The 14,613-nt window shown below is 65.2% G+C and carries 17 protein-coding genes; 11 read left to right on the plus strand and 6 right to left on the minus strand.

Going from position 1 to position 14,613, the window contains the following annotated elements:
- Positions 1 to 112: 112 nt before the first annotated feature.
- The 3 genes from fusA to rpsL are packed head-to-tail and all read right to left on the minus strand — an operon-like array spanning position 113 to position 3,110.
- Entirely contained in the window at positions 113 to 2,230 is a 2,118-nt protein-coding gene (gene fusA / locus RXV90_RS04515) for an elongation factor G (protein WP_316647174.1), read from the minus strand.
- 25 nt (positions 2,231 to 2,255) lie between these two features.
- Entirely contained in the window at positions 2,256 to 2,726 is a 471-nt protein-coding gene (rpsG, locus tag RXV90_RS04520) for a 30S ribosomal protein S7 (protein ID WP_316647175.1), read from the minus strand.
- Positions 2,727 to 2,738: 12 nt separating this feature from the next.
- The gene (rpsL, locus tag RXV90_RS04525) at positions 2,739 to 3,110 is read right to left on the minus strand and encodes a 30S ribosomal protein S12 (protein ID WP_036175706.1); all 372 of its coding nucleotides are present in this window, start codon (positions 3,108 to 3,110) and stop codon (positions 2,739 to 2,741) included.
- A gap of 410 nt (positions 3,111 to 3,520) precedes the next feature.
- Between rpsL and RXV90_RS04530 the strand changes: the two genes are divergently transcribed.
- From RXV90_RS04530 to RXV90_RS04550, 5 genes are all read left to right on the plus strand, one after another.
- Complete coding sequence (locus RXV90_RS04530) at positions 3,521 to 3,808, plus strand: hypothetical protein (protein ID WP_316647176.1); 288 nt, start codon at positions 3,521 to 3,523, stop codon at positions 3,806 to 3,808.
- A 258-nt stretch (positions 3,809 to 4,066) separates the two neighbouring features.
- Complete coding sequence (locus RXV90_RS04535; RefSeq protein WP_316647177.1) at positions 4,067 to 4,222, plus strand: hypothetical protein; 156 nt, start codon at positions 4,067 to 4,069, stop codon at positions 4,220 to 4,222.
- Positions 4,223 to 4,494: 272 nt separating this feature from the next.
- On the plus strand, positions 4,495 to 6,165 hold the full coding sequence (gene ctaD, locus RXV90_RS04540; protein ID WP_316647178.1) for a cytochrome c oxidase subunit I: 1,671 nt from the start codon (positions 4,495 to 4,497) through the stop codon (positions 6,163 to 6,165).
- Positions 6,166 to 6,240: 75 nt separating this feature from the next.
- A complete protein-coding gene (locus RXV90_RS04545; protein WP_316647179.1) occupies positions 6,241 to 6,762 on the plus strand; it encodes a hypothetical protein in 522 nt (173 codons plus the stop codon).
- Positions 6,763 to 6,821: 59 nt separating this feature from the next.
- A complete protein-coding gene (locus RXV90_RS04550) occupies positions 6,822 to 7,313 on the plus strand; it encodes a DUF2244 domain-containing protein (RefSeq protein WP_316647180.1) in 492 nt (163 codons plus the stop codon).
- Positions 7,314 to 7,395: 82 nt separating this feature from the next.
- Here RXV90_RS04550 and RXV90_RS04555 read toward each other — a convergent pair whose 3' ends face one another.
- Together RXV90_RS04555 and RXV90_RS04560 are read right to left on the minus strand one after the other, a co-directional pair.
- On the minus strand, positions 7,396 to 8,043 hold the full coding sequence (locus tag RXV90_RS04555) for a ChrR family anti-sigma-E factor (protein ID WP_316647181.1): 648 nt from the start codon (positions 8,041 to 8,043) through the stop codon (positions 7,396 to 7,398).
- 9 nt (positions 8,044 to 8,052) lie between these two features.
- Positions 8,053 to 8,598, minus strand: a complete 546-nt coding sequence (locus RXV90_RS04560) for a sigma-70 family RNA polymerase sigma factor (RefSeq protein WP_316647182.1) — start codon at positions 8,596 to 8,598, stop codon at positions 8,053 to 8,055.
- Positions 8,599 to 8,825: 227 nt separating this feature from the next.
- Here RXV90_RS04560 and RXV90_RS04565 point away from each other — a divergent pair, with 227 nt between their 5' ends.
- The 6 genes from RXV90_RS04565 (at position 8,826) to RXV90_RS04590 (ending at position 13,810) form a co-directional block, all read left to right on the plus strand.
- Positions 8,826 to 10,124 carry an NAD(P)/FAD-dependent oxidoreductase gene (locus tag RXV90_RS04565; protein WP_316647183.1) on the plus strand — a complete coding sequence of 433 codons (1,299 nt, stop codon included), beginning with the start codon at positions 8,826 to 8,828 and terminating at the stop codon, positions 10,122 to 10,124.
- Positions 10,121 to 10,885, plus strand: coding sequence for a DUF1365 domain-containing protein (locus RXV90_RS04570; protein WP_316647184.1), 765 nt, complete (start codon positions 10,121 to 10,123; stop codon positions 10,883 to 10,885). Before RXV90_RS04565 ends, RXV90_RS04570 begins: the two co-directional genes overlap by 4 nt.
- Positions 10,882 to 12,111: an MFS transporter gene (locus tag RXV90_RS04575; RefSeq protein ID WP_316647185.1), complete on the plus strand. Its 1,230-nt coding sequence runs from the start codon at positions 10,882 to 10,884 to the stop codon at positions 12,109 to 12,111. The genes RXV90_RS04570 and RXV90_RS04575 overlap by 4 nt, the downstream gene beginning before the upstream one ends.
- 1 nt (position 12,112) lies before the next feature.
- The gene (locus RXV90_RS04580) at positions 12,113 to 12,676 is read left to right on the plus strand and encodes a DUF3833 domain-containing protein (protein ID WP_316647186.1); all 564 of its coding nucleotides are present in this window, start codon (positions 12,113 to 12,115) and stop codon (positions 12,674 to 12,676) included.
- The gene (locus RXV90_RS04585) at positions 12,673 to 13,413 is read left to right on the plus strand and encodes an SDR family NAD(P)-dependent oxidoreductase (protein ID WP_316647187.1); all 741 of its coding nucleotides are present in this window, start codon (positions 12,673 to 12,675) and stop codon (positions 13,411 to 13,413) included. The genes RXV90_RS04580 and RXV90_RS04585 overlap by 4 nt, the downstream gene beginning before the upstream one ends.
- 73 nt (positions 13,414 to 13,486) lie before the next feature.
- Complete coding sequence (locus tag RXV90_RS04590) at positions 13,487 to 13,810, plus strand: DUF3775 domain-containing protein (protein ID WP_316647188.1); 324 nt, start codon at positions 13,487 to 13,489, stop codon at positions 13,808 to 13,810.
- 12 nt (positions 13,811 to 13,822) lie between these two features.
- On the opposite strand, the gene RXV90_RS04595 is transcribed toward RXV90_RS04590, so the two are convergent.
- Complete coding sequence (locus tag RXV90_RS04595; RefSeq protein ID WP_316647189.1) at positions 13,823 to 14,473, minus strand: histidine phosphatase family protein; 651 nt, start codon at positions 14,471 to 14,473, stop codon at positions 13,823 to 13,825.
- Between the last annotated feature and the right edge of the window lie 140 nt (positions 14,474 to 14,613).

Below are 14,613 nucleotides of genomic sequence, written 5' to 3' on the forward strand. Positions count from 1 at the left end.
CTTGCCGTGGTCAACATGGCCGATCGTGCCGATGTTCACATGCGGTTTGTTGCGTTCAAACTTTTCCTTCGCCATGGTCTTGGCCTCCTGTTTGTCTCGTTCGGGCGGTCGCTTACGCGTACTTCGCTTGGATCTCTTCGCTGATGTTCTGTGGAACCGGTTCGTAGTGGTCGAACTGCATCGTGAACTGCGCGCGGCCCGAAGACATCGAGCGCAGGTTGGACACGTAGCCGAACATGTTCGCCAGCGGCACCATCGCGTTGATTACGTTCGCGTTGCCGCGGCTGTCCTGGCCCTGCACCATGCCGCGCCGCGAGGTCAGGTCACCGATGATGTTGCCGGTGTATTCCTCGGGCGTCACCACCTCGACCTTCATGATCGGTTCCAGAAGCTTCGCGCCGGCTTTCTTCATGCCTTCGCGCATGCACATCCGGGCCGCGATCTCGAACGCCAGAACGCTCGAGTCCACGTCGTGGAACTTGCCGTCCAGCAGCGCGACCTTGAAGTCGATGACCGGGAAGCCGGCGAGCGGACCGGAGTCCATGACCGACTTGATGCCCTTCTCGACGCCCGGCACGTATTCCTTCGGAACCGCGCCGCCGACGATCCGGCTTTCGAAGGAATAGCCTTCGCCCGCTTCGGTCGGCGAGATCTCGAGCACCACTTCCGCGAACTGGCCCGAACCGCCCGACTGCTTCTTGTGGGTGTAGGTGTGGTTCACCTGCTTCGAGATCGTCTCGCGATAGGCCACCTGCGGCGCACCGATATTCGCCTCGACCTTGAACTCCCGCTTCAGACGGTCGACCAGGATGTCGAGGTGAAGTTCGCCCATGCCCTTCATGATCGTCTGGCCCGACTCGAGGTCGGTTTCGACGCGGAACGACGGGTCTTCGGCGGCCAGGCGCTGCAGACCGGCAGACATCTTCTCCTGGTCGGCCTTCGTCTTCGGCTCGACGGCGATCTCGATCACCGGATCGGGGAAGGTCATCGTTTCGAGAACGACCTGCTTCTGCGCGTCCGACAGCGTGTCGCCCGTGGTCGTGTCCTTCAGACCGGCCAGCGCGATGATGTCGCCCGCAAATGCCTCTTCGATCTCTTCGCGGTTGTTCGAGTGCATCATCATCATGCGCCCGATGCGTTCCCGCTTGCCCTTCGTGGTGTTCATCAGGTTGTCGCCCTTCTTCATCGTGCCCGAATAGATCCGGGTGAAGGTCAGCGAGCCCACGAACGGGTCGTTCATGATCTTGAACGCCAGGCCGGCGAACGGCTGGTCGTCATCGGCCGAGCGCGCGATGTTGCGCTCTTCGGTTTCGTCATCCGGCGAAAAGCCCATATAGGCAGGCACGTCCAGCGGCGACGGAAGATAGTCGATCACGGCGTTCAGAAGCGGCTGCACGCCCTTGTTCTTGAAGGCCGAACCACAGGTGACCGGCACGAAGCTGAGCGACAGAACGCCCTTGCGGATCAGCTTCCGCAGGGTTTCCTGATCCGGCTCTTCCCCTTCGAGATAGGCCATCATCGCGTCGTCATCCTGCTCGACGGCCAGCTCGATCATCTTCGAGCGCCATTCCTCGGCAGTCGCCTTCAGGTCGTCACGAACCTCCTGACGGGTCCAGGTCGCGCCCAGGTCCTCGCCCTTCCAGGTCCATTCTTCCATCGTGATCAGGTCGACGATGCCTTCAAGCTGGTCCTCGGCACCGATCGGGATCTGGATCGGCAGCGGCTCGGCGCCGGTGCGGTCCTTGATCATGCGGACGCAGTTGAAGAAGTCGGCACCGATCTTGTCCATCTTGTTGACGAACACGATGCGCGGCACCTTGTAGCGGTCGGCCTGGCGCCAGACGGTTTCCGTCTGGGGCTCGACGCCCGCGTTGGCGTCCAGCACCGCGACCGCACCGTCAAGAACGGCCAGCGACCGCTCGACCTCGATGGTGAAATCCACGTGGCCGGGAGTGTCGATGATGTTGAAGCGGTGCTTCGGCGTCTGCGGGTTGGATCCGTCCTCGGTGCGCTCCCAGAAGGTGGTGGTCGCAGCCGACGTGATGGTGATCCCGCGTTCCTGCTCCTGCTCCATCCAGTCCATCGTCGCGGCGCCGTCATGGACTTCGCCGATCTTGTGGGACTTTCCGGTGTAGTACAGGATCCGCTCCGACGTCGTCGTCTTGCCGGCGTCGATATGCGCCATGATGCCGAAGTTGCGGTAGCGCTCGAGGGGATAATCGCGTGCCATTGGGCTCTAGCCTCGTAAGTCTGAATTACCAGCGGTAATGGCTGAACGCCTTGTTGGCGTCGGCCATCTTGTGGGTGTCTTCGCGCTTCTTCACAGCGGTGCCCCGGCCGTTCACGGCATCGAGGAGTTCGCCGGCGAGGCGTTCTTCCATAGTGTTCTCGTTGCGGTTGCGCGAGGCGGTGATCAGCCAGCGGATCGCCAGGGCCTCACGGCGCTCGGGGCGCACCTCGACGGGCACCTGGTAGGTCGCACCACCAACCCGGCGGGAGCGAACCTCGACCGACGGCTTGATGTTGTCGAGGGCCTCGTGGAAGACCTCGACGGGAGCGCGCTTGAGCTTTTCCTCGACGCGATCGAACGCGGAGTACACGATGCGCTCTGCGACCGACTTCTTGCCGTCGATCATCAGGTTGTTCATGAATTTGGTCAGCACCCGGTCGCCAAACTTGGCGTCGGGCAGGACTTCGCGCTTTTCGGCGGCGTGACGGCGGGACATCTGTTGATCCTCTTACTTCGGACGCTTGGCGCCGTATTTCGAGCGGCGCTGCTTGCGGTCTTTGACGCCCTGCGTGTCGAGAACACCGCGCAGGATGTGATAGCGGACACCGGGAAGGTCCTTCACCCGGCCGCCACGGATCAGGACAACCGAGTGCTCCTGAAGGTTGTGGCTTTCACCGGGGATATAGCTGATCACCTCGTAACCGTTCGTCAGGCGCACCTTGGCAACCTTCCGCATGGCCGAGTTCGGCTTCTTCGGCGTCGTTGTATAAACACGCGTGCAGACACCGCGCTTCTGGGGGCATCCCTCCAGGTGCAGCGACTTCGAGCGTTTCACTTTCGGCTGCCGCGGCTTGCGGATCAGCTGCTGGATCGTTGGCATTCGGTTTCAGTCCCCGTGCTCAATCGTCATCGTCTCGTGGGGCACCCGCGCCCCGGTTTCGTCTTGCGACGGCCCGGCGCGTCCGCCGGAACGTCAAAAAACCCGCGGCACGCGCCCGCTTCCGGGTGCTGCGCGGTGGGTCTCCAGAGGATCGGGCCCAAGGGCCGGATCTTGACCTCTTCATTCCTGTATGCCGACAGCCGGAAATCTCGAACCGGGTGCCGAAGTGGGCGCCGTATAGAAGGAGTCGGATGGGCTGTCAACAGCCGCCGGGCGCGCCGCGCCGCCTGTTGCCGGGCACCGCGAGTCGCGTCCTCCCGCAGCCCGGAAATGGGCCGGTCATTCCGTGCTACACTGGGCCCCGGCCGGCACCACAAGCCGGCGATTCCAACAAGACGAGGGACAGTGAAATGTACGCACGGGTGACGAAGTACAAGATGAAGCCGGGCGCGATGGACGGGGCCACGGCGATGAACGAGCAACTCAAGCCCAAGATAATGGGCCTGCCGGGCATGATCCAGTTCCTGAATGTCGGCAACGACGACGGAACGGGCTACGTGATTTCGATCGTCGAGTCGCAGGAGATCTCGGAGGCGAACGCCGACAAGGTAAAGGCGCTCTGGGCCGAGATGGGCGCCTTCCTCGAAGAGCCCCCGGTCCCCGAAGGCTACGACGTCCGCTTCAACTGGTCGGCCTGACGCACATCGCTGCGGCCCGGTCTCTCCGGGCCGCAGCCCCGCTCACGATACATACCGTCACTATATATATAAGTGTGGCGCCGCGTTCTCCGTCGCCGCGGCACCGGCGCCGTCCCCGAAAAACGGAAAAATCCGGGCTCTGTGCTGCGTTTCACAGATCGCAACAATGATTCGGTCTAGCGTCTGATTATCGGCGAGCCCAGGGCCCTCACCGCAACAGCACGAGAGGCCGGGATCGCAAACAAAAGGGGCTGAACCATGACCAGATTGATCGCCGTGATTATCGTGACCGCAACCGTTGCAGGATGTGCAGACACCACGACCCTCGCGACGCGGAACACCACCGCGCCGGTCGCCGATGACGCGACGACCACCATGGATAGCATCCCTTTCCCGGGCCTTATGCCGCTGTGACACGAGTGGCATAACAGCTTATACTAGCCTTAACACAAGAATGGAGTTCGGTTTCCGGGGGGGAACCAGCAGCTTTCAAAGGTGCTAGGGTGTGTGGGGAGCCCCCGGCGTTTGCCGGGGCCTTTTATTATTGCCTCCGCCCCCTGAGACATTTTTACCCGCTGAACCCGGCGCAGAACGTGTTGCCGCTCCCGGCCATGCCCTTTAGAACACATTCAAAATAACGCGGGGGTTCGCGAGTCACCCCCGTCGTAGCCAATCAGGAGTATCGCATGGCAGACGCCGCCGTACACGGGCACGAGGGTCACGACGAGCGGGGGTTCTTCACCCGCTGGTTCATGTCGACCAACCACAAAGACATCGGCATCCTCTACCTCTTCACTTCCGCGATCGTGGGCTTCATCGCCGTCGCCTTCACCGTCTACATGCGGATGGAGCTGATGAACCCCGGCGTTCAGTACATGTGCCTCGAAGGCGCGCGCATGTTCGCCGACGGCACTTGTGAAACGCCGAACGGCCATCTCTGGAACGTTCTGATCACCGCACACGGCATCCTGATGATGTTCTTCGTGGTGATTCCGGCGCTCTTCGGCGGTTTCGGCAACTATTTCATGCCGCTGCAGATCGGCGCGCCGGACATGGCGTTCCCGCGCCTGAACAACCTCAGCTACTGGCTTTACGTCGCGGGCACCTCGCTTGCGGTGGCCAGCGTGCTCTCCCCGGGCGGCAACGATCAACTCGGTTCGGGCGTGGGCTGGGTGCTCTACCCGCCGCTGTCGACCTCGGAAGGCGGCTATTCGATGGATCTCGCGATCTTCGCGGTCCACGTCTCGGGCGCCTCGTCGATCCTCGGCGCGATCAACATGATCACGACCTTCCTTAACATGCGCGCACCGGGCATGACGCTCTTCAAGGTGCCGCTCTTCTCCTGGTCGATCTTCGTCACCGCCTGGCTGATTCTTCTGGCCCTGCCGGTGCTCGCGGGCGCGATCACCATGCTTCTGACCGACCGCAACTTCGGGACGACCTTCTTCGATCCCGCGGGCGGCGGCGACCCGATCCTCTACCAGCATATCCTCTGGTTCTTCGGGCACCCGGAAGTCTACATCATCATCCTGCCGGGCTTCGGCATCATCTCCCACGTGATCGCAACCTTCTCGCGCAAGCCGATCTTCGGCTACCTGCCGATGGTGCTGGCGCTGATCGCGATCGGTGCTCTGGGCTTCGTCGTCTGGGCGCACCACATGTACACGGTGGGGATGTCGCTGACGCAGCAAACCTACTTCATGCTCGCGACCATGGTCATCGCGGTGCCCACGGGCATCAAGATCTTCTCCTGGATCGCGACGATGTGGGGCGGCTCGGTGGAATTCCGCACGCCCATGCTCTGGGCCTTCGGCTTCCTCTTCCTCTTCACCGTGGGCGGTGTGACGGGCATCGTGCTCAGCCAGGCCGGCGTCGACCGCGCCTATCACGACACCTACTATGTCGTGGCGCACTTCCACTACGTGATGTCGCTCGGCGCGGTGTTCTGCATCTTCGCGGGCATCTACTTCTACATCGGCAAGATGTCGGGGCGGCAGTATCCGGAATGGGCGGGCAAGGTGCACTTCTGGACGATGTTCATCGGCTCGAACCTCACCTTCTTCCCGCAGCACTTCCTGGGCCGCCAGGGCATGCCGCGCCGCTACATCGACTATCCGGAGGCCTTCGCCTACTGGAACTGGATTTCCTCGATCGGCGCTTTCATCGCCTTCGGCTCGTTCCTCTTCTTCATCGGCGTGATCTGGTACACGCTGACCCGCGGCGCGCGGGTGACCGAAGCGAACTACTGGAACGAATACGCCGACACGCTGGAATGGACCGTGCCGTCTCCGCCGCCGGAGCACACGTTCGAGATCCTGCCCAAGCGTGAAGACTGGGACAAAGGCCACGCGCACTAACCCCGCGCCACGGCTGATGGAACCGGGCCCCCGCACCCCTGCGGGGGCCCGTCTCTTTTCCGACAGAGGCCCACGATGCTCTCGCTCGCCGCGCCCCTCTTCCTGATCCTCCTGCCCGCCATCGCGGCGCGGGACGGCACGCCCTCGCGCATCCTCCTTGTCTCCGGCCTCGCCTGGGCCATCGTTGCCTGCGTGGAATGGGCGCTGACGGCGGTGCCCCTGTCCGACATTCTCCCCCGCATCGCCCCGCAAGGCTCGGCACTCCACGACACCTATTACGTCGTCAGCCACGTGCAGGTCGCTCTCGGCACGGCGCTCACCCTCCTCGTGCTGGGTCTTCTCACCCGACAGCTCGATCACGGGGCATGGCGCGCCGTGGCCTGGATCCTCCAGATCGCGCTCGTCTTCGCCACCCATGCCGGCGCGGTCGTCTCCGGCCTCGTATCGCTCCCCACCGCCGATACCTTCGCCCTCGCGCTCTACTTCGAACGCCTGAACACGGCCGTTACCGTGGCCGCGGGCCTCTCGGTCCTGATGATCACGGCGCTCATCCTCGGCATCCTCCTGACGCTGATCTCCCGCCTCCGGGGCCGCTGAGCCTGGCCCGCGGCATTCCGCCCGTTTACGCCGCCGCCCGGTGCGATAGCTTGCCGCCCATGCCCTACCGCTGGAGCGATACGCAGGATCCCCGCACCCTCACGCTCACCCCGCATCAGTCGATGACGCCGGGGGGGTTCGTGGCCTTCATGAGCGTCACGCTCCTTTTCATCGCGGTCCCGCTTCTGTCGGTCCTCGGCACACCGATCCTCTGGGGCCTCCTGCCCTTCTTCGGGGCGGCGCTCTGGGGGCTCTGGGCCGCGATCAACCGCAACAGGCGCGACGCCGCGCTCAGGGAAACGCTCACGATCTCGCACGACAGGATGGAGCTTGTGCGCGAAGACCCGCGCAAGGGCACGAAGCGCTGGGAAGCGAACCCCTACTGGGTCTCGGTCCACCTCCACCCCGGCGACAAACCGGTGGAAAACTACCTCACCCTCAAGGGGGCGGGGCGCGAGGTGGAACTGGGCGCCTTCCTCAGCCCCGAAGAACGCGCGGCCCTGAAAGACGACGTCTTGAACGCCCTCGCCGCCGCCCGAACGGCCCCCTAGAGACGACCCCATGAAAAAGGCCCGGGCGCGTCACCGGCCCGGGCCTTCTACTCGGGGCAACCGCCCCGGCCAAATCTCTTCCTCAGATCCGGACGAACCGCTGCGCGATCCGCGGCAGGATGGCGTTGAACCGAAGCGGCGCGTCGGTCGCCGCAAGGCAGATGCAATCCTCGCCCTCTTCCGCCACTGGCGTGTGATGAAGATCCTCGTTCGCCACTTCCACGTCGCCCGGGCCGAACCGGTCGAACTCGTCGCGGAACGCGCCCTTCAGAACCAGCGTCATCTCGGCCCCGTTATGCCCGTGATCCGGTACGGCGGTGCCGGCGGGAATGTGCAGAAGCCGCACCGTGGCCCCCTTCGAGGTCGGCAGGATCGCCTGGCGCACGCCGCCGCCCACACGCGTCCACTTCACCGCGTCAAGATCGCCATCCACATATTCGGCCAGGGGCGCGGGAAACACCGCATCCGCCTTCGTCTTGCGCGCCGGAAGCCTGTCCTCGCCGGCGGTGATCCGCGCCAGCGTCGCATCAAGGCTGTCCGCGCCGACAACCGCCTCGCCGCAATCGTTCAGAACCGAACCGCCCACGGCGTCGAACGCATCAAGCCGCGCCCGGCACTCGTCGCACATCGACACATGGGTCGCCACGACAAGACTGAACGCCTCCGCAAGGCTGCCGGCCGAATACGACAACAGCATCTCGTCCGTCAGGTGGTGATTGATCTTGCTCATCTCTCGGTCTCACTTCATCGCGTGGCGAAGGCGGTCCAGCGCCAGTCTAATTCTCGATTTGATCGTCCCCAGGGGCAGGCCGGTCTTCGCGGCAATCTCGCTGTGGCTCAGGTCTCCGAAGTAGGCCTGCTCGATCAAAAGTCTCTGTTTCTCCGGCAACGACCCGAGGGCCTCCGCCAATCTCTCGCTCTCCTGTTGCAGCGCGACCACATCCTCCTGGTCGGGCTCCGCCTCCGGGCCCCAGGGAAGATCCTCGGGCTCCGGCCGCCTTTCCTTGCGGATCACGTCGATCCGCCGGTTTCTCGCGATGGTGAAGATCCATGTCGTCACGCTCGCCCGCGACGGATCGAACAACTCCACCTTGCGCCAGACCGTGGCCATGGCCTCCTGCATACATTCCTCGGCAAGGCTTTCGTTCGCCCCGCCTCTCATCAGATACGCCTTCACGCGGGGGGCGTAGTACCGGAACAGGTCGGCAAACGCCTCCTGATCCCGGTCATCCCGGATTCGCCGCATCACTGCGACCCAATCCGATTCCCCTGTGTCGGCGACCATCTGCTGTCCTCTCGGCGGCGCGCTCTTTCGCGCCTGCGTGGCGGCACCATAGGCAACATGCGCATGGGGTGCATCCACTTCTTCGCTGACGGCAGCATTGGTCAACATACCGGGTATACGGCGGCGGCCCGGGACCGGATCACAGGAAGTTTCTCTTTTTTTTCCTAATCCGGTTTACGCGGTGAACCGTACCTTAATTAAGACCACGCTGGGGCAGGAGAATATACATGCCGTTCGAGACAGGCCGCGATGCGGCAAGACGCATCGCCGTGATCGGCGCGGGCATATCGGGCCTCGGTGCCGCACACCTTCTCGCAGATGGCAATCACGTTGTTCTCTTCGAGGCCGAAGGCCGGCTTGGCGGCCATGCCCGCACGATAACGGCGGGGATCCGGGGCGATCAGCCCGTGGATACCGGCTTCATCGTCTTCAATCGCGTGAACTACCCAAATCTCGTGCGGCTGTTCGAGGAACTGGGCGTCGAAACCGCCCCCAGCAAGATGAGCTTCGGCGCCTCCATCGACGGCGGGCGCATCGAATACGGGCTTGCCGACATTAAGACGATCTTCGCCCAGAAGCGAAACCTCGTAAGACCGCAATTCCTGCGCATGATCCGCGACATCGTCCATTTCAACGCGAACGCTCGGACGGCGGCCACCGATCCTTCGATGACGATCGGCGAACTCAGCCACAAGCTCGGGCTCGGCGACTGGTTCCGCACCCATTACATCGCCCCCTTCTCGGGTGCGATCTGGTCCACCCCCACCGACAAGATCCTCGATTTCCCGGCCGAGGCGATGGTGCGCTTCTTCGAAAATCACGCGCTCCTCAACTATTCCGACCAGCACCAGTGGTTCACGGTCAGGGGCGGCTCGCGCAGCTACGTCGATCGCCTCGCGGCGCGGCTCTTCTCCCGCGGCGTCGATATCCGCGCGGGCGCGGCGGTGAATGCCGTCCGCCGCACCGGCCTCGGCGTCGAGGTGAAGGCCGACGGCGGCGAGTGGGAAGGCTTCGACGAGGTTGTCTTCGCCACCCATTCCGACGACACGCTGCGGCTTCTCTCAGACGCCACGGGCGTCGAACGGCTCGCGCTGTCGTTCATCCGCTACCAGCCGAACGAGGCGGTGCTGCATCGCGACACCGGCATGATGCCCCGCCGCAGAAGCTGCTGGTCAAGCTGGGTCTATTCCTCGGGCCGGGGCGAGGTGCCGGGCCGGATCGGCCTCACCTACTGGATGAATTCGCTGCAGCCGATCCCGACGTCGGATCCCCTCTTCGTCACCCTGAACGCCACCCGGGCGATCCGGGAAGAGACGATCTACGACCAGACGACCTTCCGCCACCCCGTCTACGACACCGCGGCCCTGGCGGCCCAGGAAACCGTGCGCGCCATCAACGGGATGAACCGAACCTGGTTCTGCGGCGCCTGGATGAAGAACGGTTTTCATGAAGACGGGCTTGCCTCCGCGGTCGACGTGGCCGAAGCGATGCGCACCGAACAGGTTCTCCCGATCGCCGCCGAATGACGGGACGCGTCGAACATATCCGCGGCCAGACATTCCATGGCCGGAAGGGCGCGCTCGAAAACGCGTTCCGCTACGGCGTGGATTACCTCTGCCTCGATCCCGAGGCCGGGGTGCCCACGCCCGCACTCTTCTCGCGGAACGGCCGCAACCTGACCTCGCTTCATGACAGCGACCATGGCGGTGCGCCCGGCGACGGGCGCGGCGCCGCCTGGGTGCGCGATGTCCTGAAGGCGCACGGGCTCGACGGCGCGGCGAACGGCCAGATCCTCCTTCTTGCCCAGCCCCGGGTTCTCGGCCACGTCTTCAACCCGGTCAGCTTCTGGCTCGTCCACGACAGGGGCGGCGCGCTCCGCGTCGTGATCCCCGAGGTCACGAACACCTATGGCGATCGCCATTCCTACCTCTGCCACCACGACGATCTGCGGCCCATCACCCGCCACGGCACGCTTCAGGCGACGAAAATCTTCTACGTCTCCCCCTTCCAGGCGGTCGAGGGCGGCTACACCTTCCGTTTCGACATCCGCGACGACCGGATCGGGATCTGGATCGATTACACCGCCGGGAATGGCGGCCTCCTCGCCACCCTCACCGGGCGGCGCGAGCCGCTGACCAATACGGGCATCCTCCGCGCCTGCCTCGCCCGGCCCTTCGGCTCCCGCCGGGTTCTCGGGCTGATCCACTGGCAGGCGCTGAAGCTCTGGTGGAAGGGCGCGGCCTTCAACACCCGCCCCACGCCCCCGGCAGAGGAAGTGTCGCGGTGACGAACGCGAAGCCCTTCCTGCCCGGCTACGCGCTCTTCGCGGCCATGCTCGCATGCGCGGGGCTGCCGATCTACATCCACGCGCCGAAATTCTACGTCGACGAATACGGCGTCAGCCTCGCGGCCCTCGGCGCGGTGCTCTTCGGGCTCCGGCTCTTCGATTTCGTGCAGGATCCGATCCTGGGCTGGGTGTCAGAGGCCGCCCGCGCCCAGCGCCAGATCGCCGTGGCGGGCGGCGCGGTTCTCCTCGCCCTCTCCATGTACGGGCTTTTCGCGGTCACGCCCCCCGTCGCCCCGCTCCTCTGGTTCGGGATCACGCTCACGGGGCTTTTCACCGCCTTCAGCTTCCTCACCATCTGCTTTTACGCCCAGGGCGTCCGCACCGCCGGCCGGCTCGGGCCGAATGGCCATACCCGGCTTGCGGGCTGGCGCGAAACCGGGGCGCTGCTGGGCGTCTGCGGCGCGGCCATCGCGCCCACGCTTCTCGCCGGGGCCTCCACCTCGCCCTTCGCGCTTTTCGCCGCGGGGTTCCTCGGCCTCGTGATCCTCGGCACCGCCGCGATGTGGCGCGAATGGCGCGCCGCCTCCACCGCGCCGAGCGCGGGCATGCGCCCGATCCTCGCCGACGGGCTCGCCCGCCGCCTCCTCCTGATCGCGCTTCTGAACGCGACGCCCGTCGCGGTCACCTCCACGCTCTTTCTCTTCTTCGTCGAAAGCCGCCTCGCGGCCGCGGGCGCCGAAGGGCCGCTTCTCCTCCTCTTCTTCCTCGCCGCAGCGCTCTCCGCCCCGGCTTGGTCCTGGGCCGCCGGGCGCTTCGGCGCGAAAACCGCACTCCTCGCCGGCATGGTCCTCGCCATCCTCTCCTTCGGCTGGGCCGCCACGCTCGGCGCGGGCGACACCCTCGCCTTCGGCGTGATCTGCGTGCTCTCGGGCGCGGCGCTTGGGGCCGACATGACGCTTCTGCCCGCGATCTTCGCCCGCCGCATGGCCCGCGTCGCCCCCGACGCGGGCGAGGCGTTCGGCCTCTGGTCCTTCGTCTCGAAATTCACGCTGGCCTTCGCGGCCGTCACCCTCCTGCCGCTCCTCGACGCGGTCGGCTTCCAGTCCGGGGCCGAGAACAGCGACCGCGCCCTCGCCACCCTTTCGATCCTCTACGCGCTCGTTCCCTGCGCGCTGAAACTCGTCGCGATCGCACTCCTCGCCGCGACCCCAATCAAGGAGACCTGACATGGAAGGCCTTCTTTACTTCCTCCTCGGCGCCGCCGCCGTCGGCGCCCTCGCCTGGGCCCGCCGCACCTATGCCGATTTCCTCGGCCAGACACCTGAAGACTTCGCGGGCACCGGCCCGGAATTCGAACTTCGCGAACACCTCAAGGGCCCGATCCTCTGCGAAGGCGTGATCTACGGGCCGACGGGCAAGGTCTCGTCCCGCTTTACTGCCGACATGCACGCCAGCTGGGACGGCAACGTGGGCGTGATGACCGAACGCTTCCGCTACGACAGCGGCGACACGCAGGATCGCGCCTGGCGCCTGACGCTGGGCAATGACGGCTCGATCAGGGCCGAGGCCGACGACGTGGTCGGCACCGGCACCGGCCAGCAATCGGGCGCAAGCGTCCAGCTCAAGTACAAGATCTGCCTGCCCGAGGCGTCGGGCGGCCACGTGCTCGACGCGGTCGACTGGATGTATCTCGTCGACAACGGCACGATCATCAACCGAAGCCAATTCCGCAAGGCCGGCATCAAGGTGGCCGAACTCGTCGCCACCATGCGCCGCGTGGAGGCGCCGTGAGACGCTTCACCGGAAAACGCTACTGGCTGATCGGGGCCTCCGAAGGGCTCGGGCGCGCGGTTGCCACCCGGCTCGCCGATGCGGGCGCCGAGGTGATCGTCTCGGCCCGAAGCGAAGACCGCCTGAAAGAACTCGCCGCCGAAATCGGCCCCGCCGCCACCCCGCTCCCCGTCGATGTCAGCGACAGCGCCGGCGCTCGGGACGCGGCGAATGCGGCGGGCGAACTCGACGGCATGGTCTACCTCGCCGGGGTCTACTGGCCGATGCCCGCCACCGAATGGGAACCGGACAAGGCCGAGATGATGGCCGACATCAACTACACCGGCTGCATGCGCGCGGTCAGCGCCGTCCTGCCCGGCATGGTCGAACGCGGTGCGGGCCATATCGTGATCACCGGCTCCCTCTCTGGCTTCCGGGGCCTCGCCACCGCCATTGGCTACGGCTCCTCCAAAGCCGGCTGCATGTACATGGCCGAGGCGCTTCACGCCGAATTGCGCGGCACCGGCGTCGATGTCCAGCTGATCAACCCGGGCTTCATCAAGACGCGGCTCACCGACAAGAACGACTTCACCATGCCGTTCATCATGGAGCCGGGCGACGCCGCCCGCGAATACGTCGATCACATGCGCACCGACCGCTTCAAGAAAAGCTTCCCCACCGCCTTCAGCCTGATGTTCCGGCTCAGCCAGTTCCTTCCCGACTGGGCCTATTACCGCACCCTGGGCAAAGGCGGCTGATCGGCGCTTGCCAAGCCCGGCCAGCCGCGCTTGACTGGCCCGGCGCGAACGCAACGAACGGGAAGACCACGCCATGCCAGAGATCAGCACCAACAAGGTCGTCCGCGTGATCTTTCTCGCCCGCGAATACGGGCCGGAAAGCGGGCATCTCCGCGATTACATCTCGGGCCTGAACGAGGACGAGGCCGCAAATCTCGTCGCGATCATGTGGGTCGGCCGCGACAGCTTCGACGCCGACGACTGGGACGAGGCGCTGGCCACCGCCCGCGCCGAGGCGACGGCCCCCACCGAAGATTACCTCTCGGGCATCCCCGAACTGTCGGATTATCTCGAATCGGGCCTCGAGGCCCTCGGCATCGACGTCACCGATGCCGAAGATCACTTCCGCGACCGCTAGGACGCACCTGCCCTAATACGTCGTCCGCGCATGCGCCCTGTCGGGCGTATCCAGGTGCGGCGTCGCGTTGAACCCCTGCAACAGCATCTGCCCGTTCCGGATCTCCACCCGGTGGATCGAACTGTTCCGGATCGGCAGAAGCACATGCGCCATCCGCGTCGGATCAAGCCTCAGAAGGTGCCGCACCACCATCCCGATCACCCCGCCCGAGGTGATGCACAAGACCCGGCGGCCTTCCTCGCCCGCCTCCAGAAGCGCCTCCGTCACCCGGCCCTCGAAGGCTGCGAAGCTTTCCTGCCCCATGATCTCGGCCCGGTGCCAGGCCTCCATCACCGCAGGCGCATGGGCCGCGAACTCCGCAGGTCCCGGAAGCGGAATGCCGTGGGTCTCGTGCAGCGCATGGGCAAGGTTGAAGTAATCCAGCTCGTCGAACCGCGAATCGACAGTCATGCCCGCGTCGTCGAAGCCCATCGACATGGCGGTCTCGCGATGCCGCCTGAGGCTGCCGCAGATCACCCGGTCGAACCGCTCCCCATGGTCGCGGAACCACGCGCCCAGCCACGCGGCCTGCACATGGCCGAGGTCAGACAGCTTGTCATAGCTCTCTTCGTCCTGCGCATCTGAATTGGCTTGGCCGTGGCGGACCAGGATCACTTCGCCCATGGGCCCGACCTACCCCCAGACCGGCAGCGGAACAACCCTGCGCGACGCCGCTCTGCCGCAATCGGATCAAGGGGCGTCGCGCGCCGCCCCTTCCGCGCAAATCAGCCATGCTCTAACCTTGGCCTGACGCAAGTGAGGTG

It is taken from the genome of Ovoidimarina sediminis (genome assembly GCF_032586175.1).
GTDB lineage: Bacteria > Pseudomonadota > Alphaproteobacteria > Rhodobacterales > Rhodobacteraceae > Ovoidimarina > Ovoidimarina sediminis.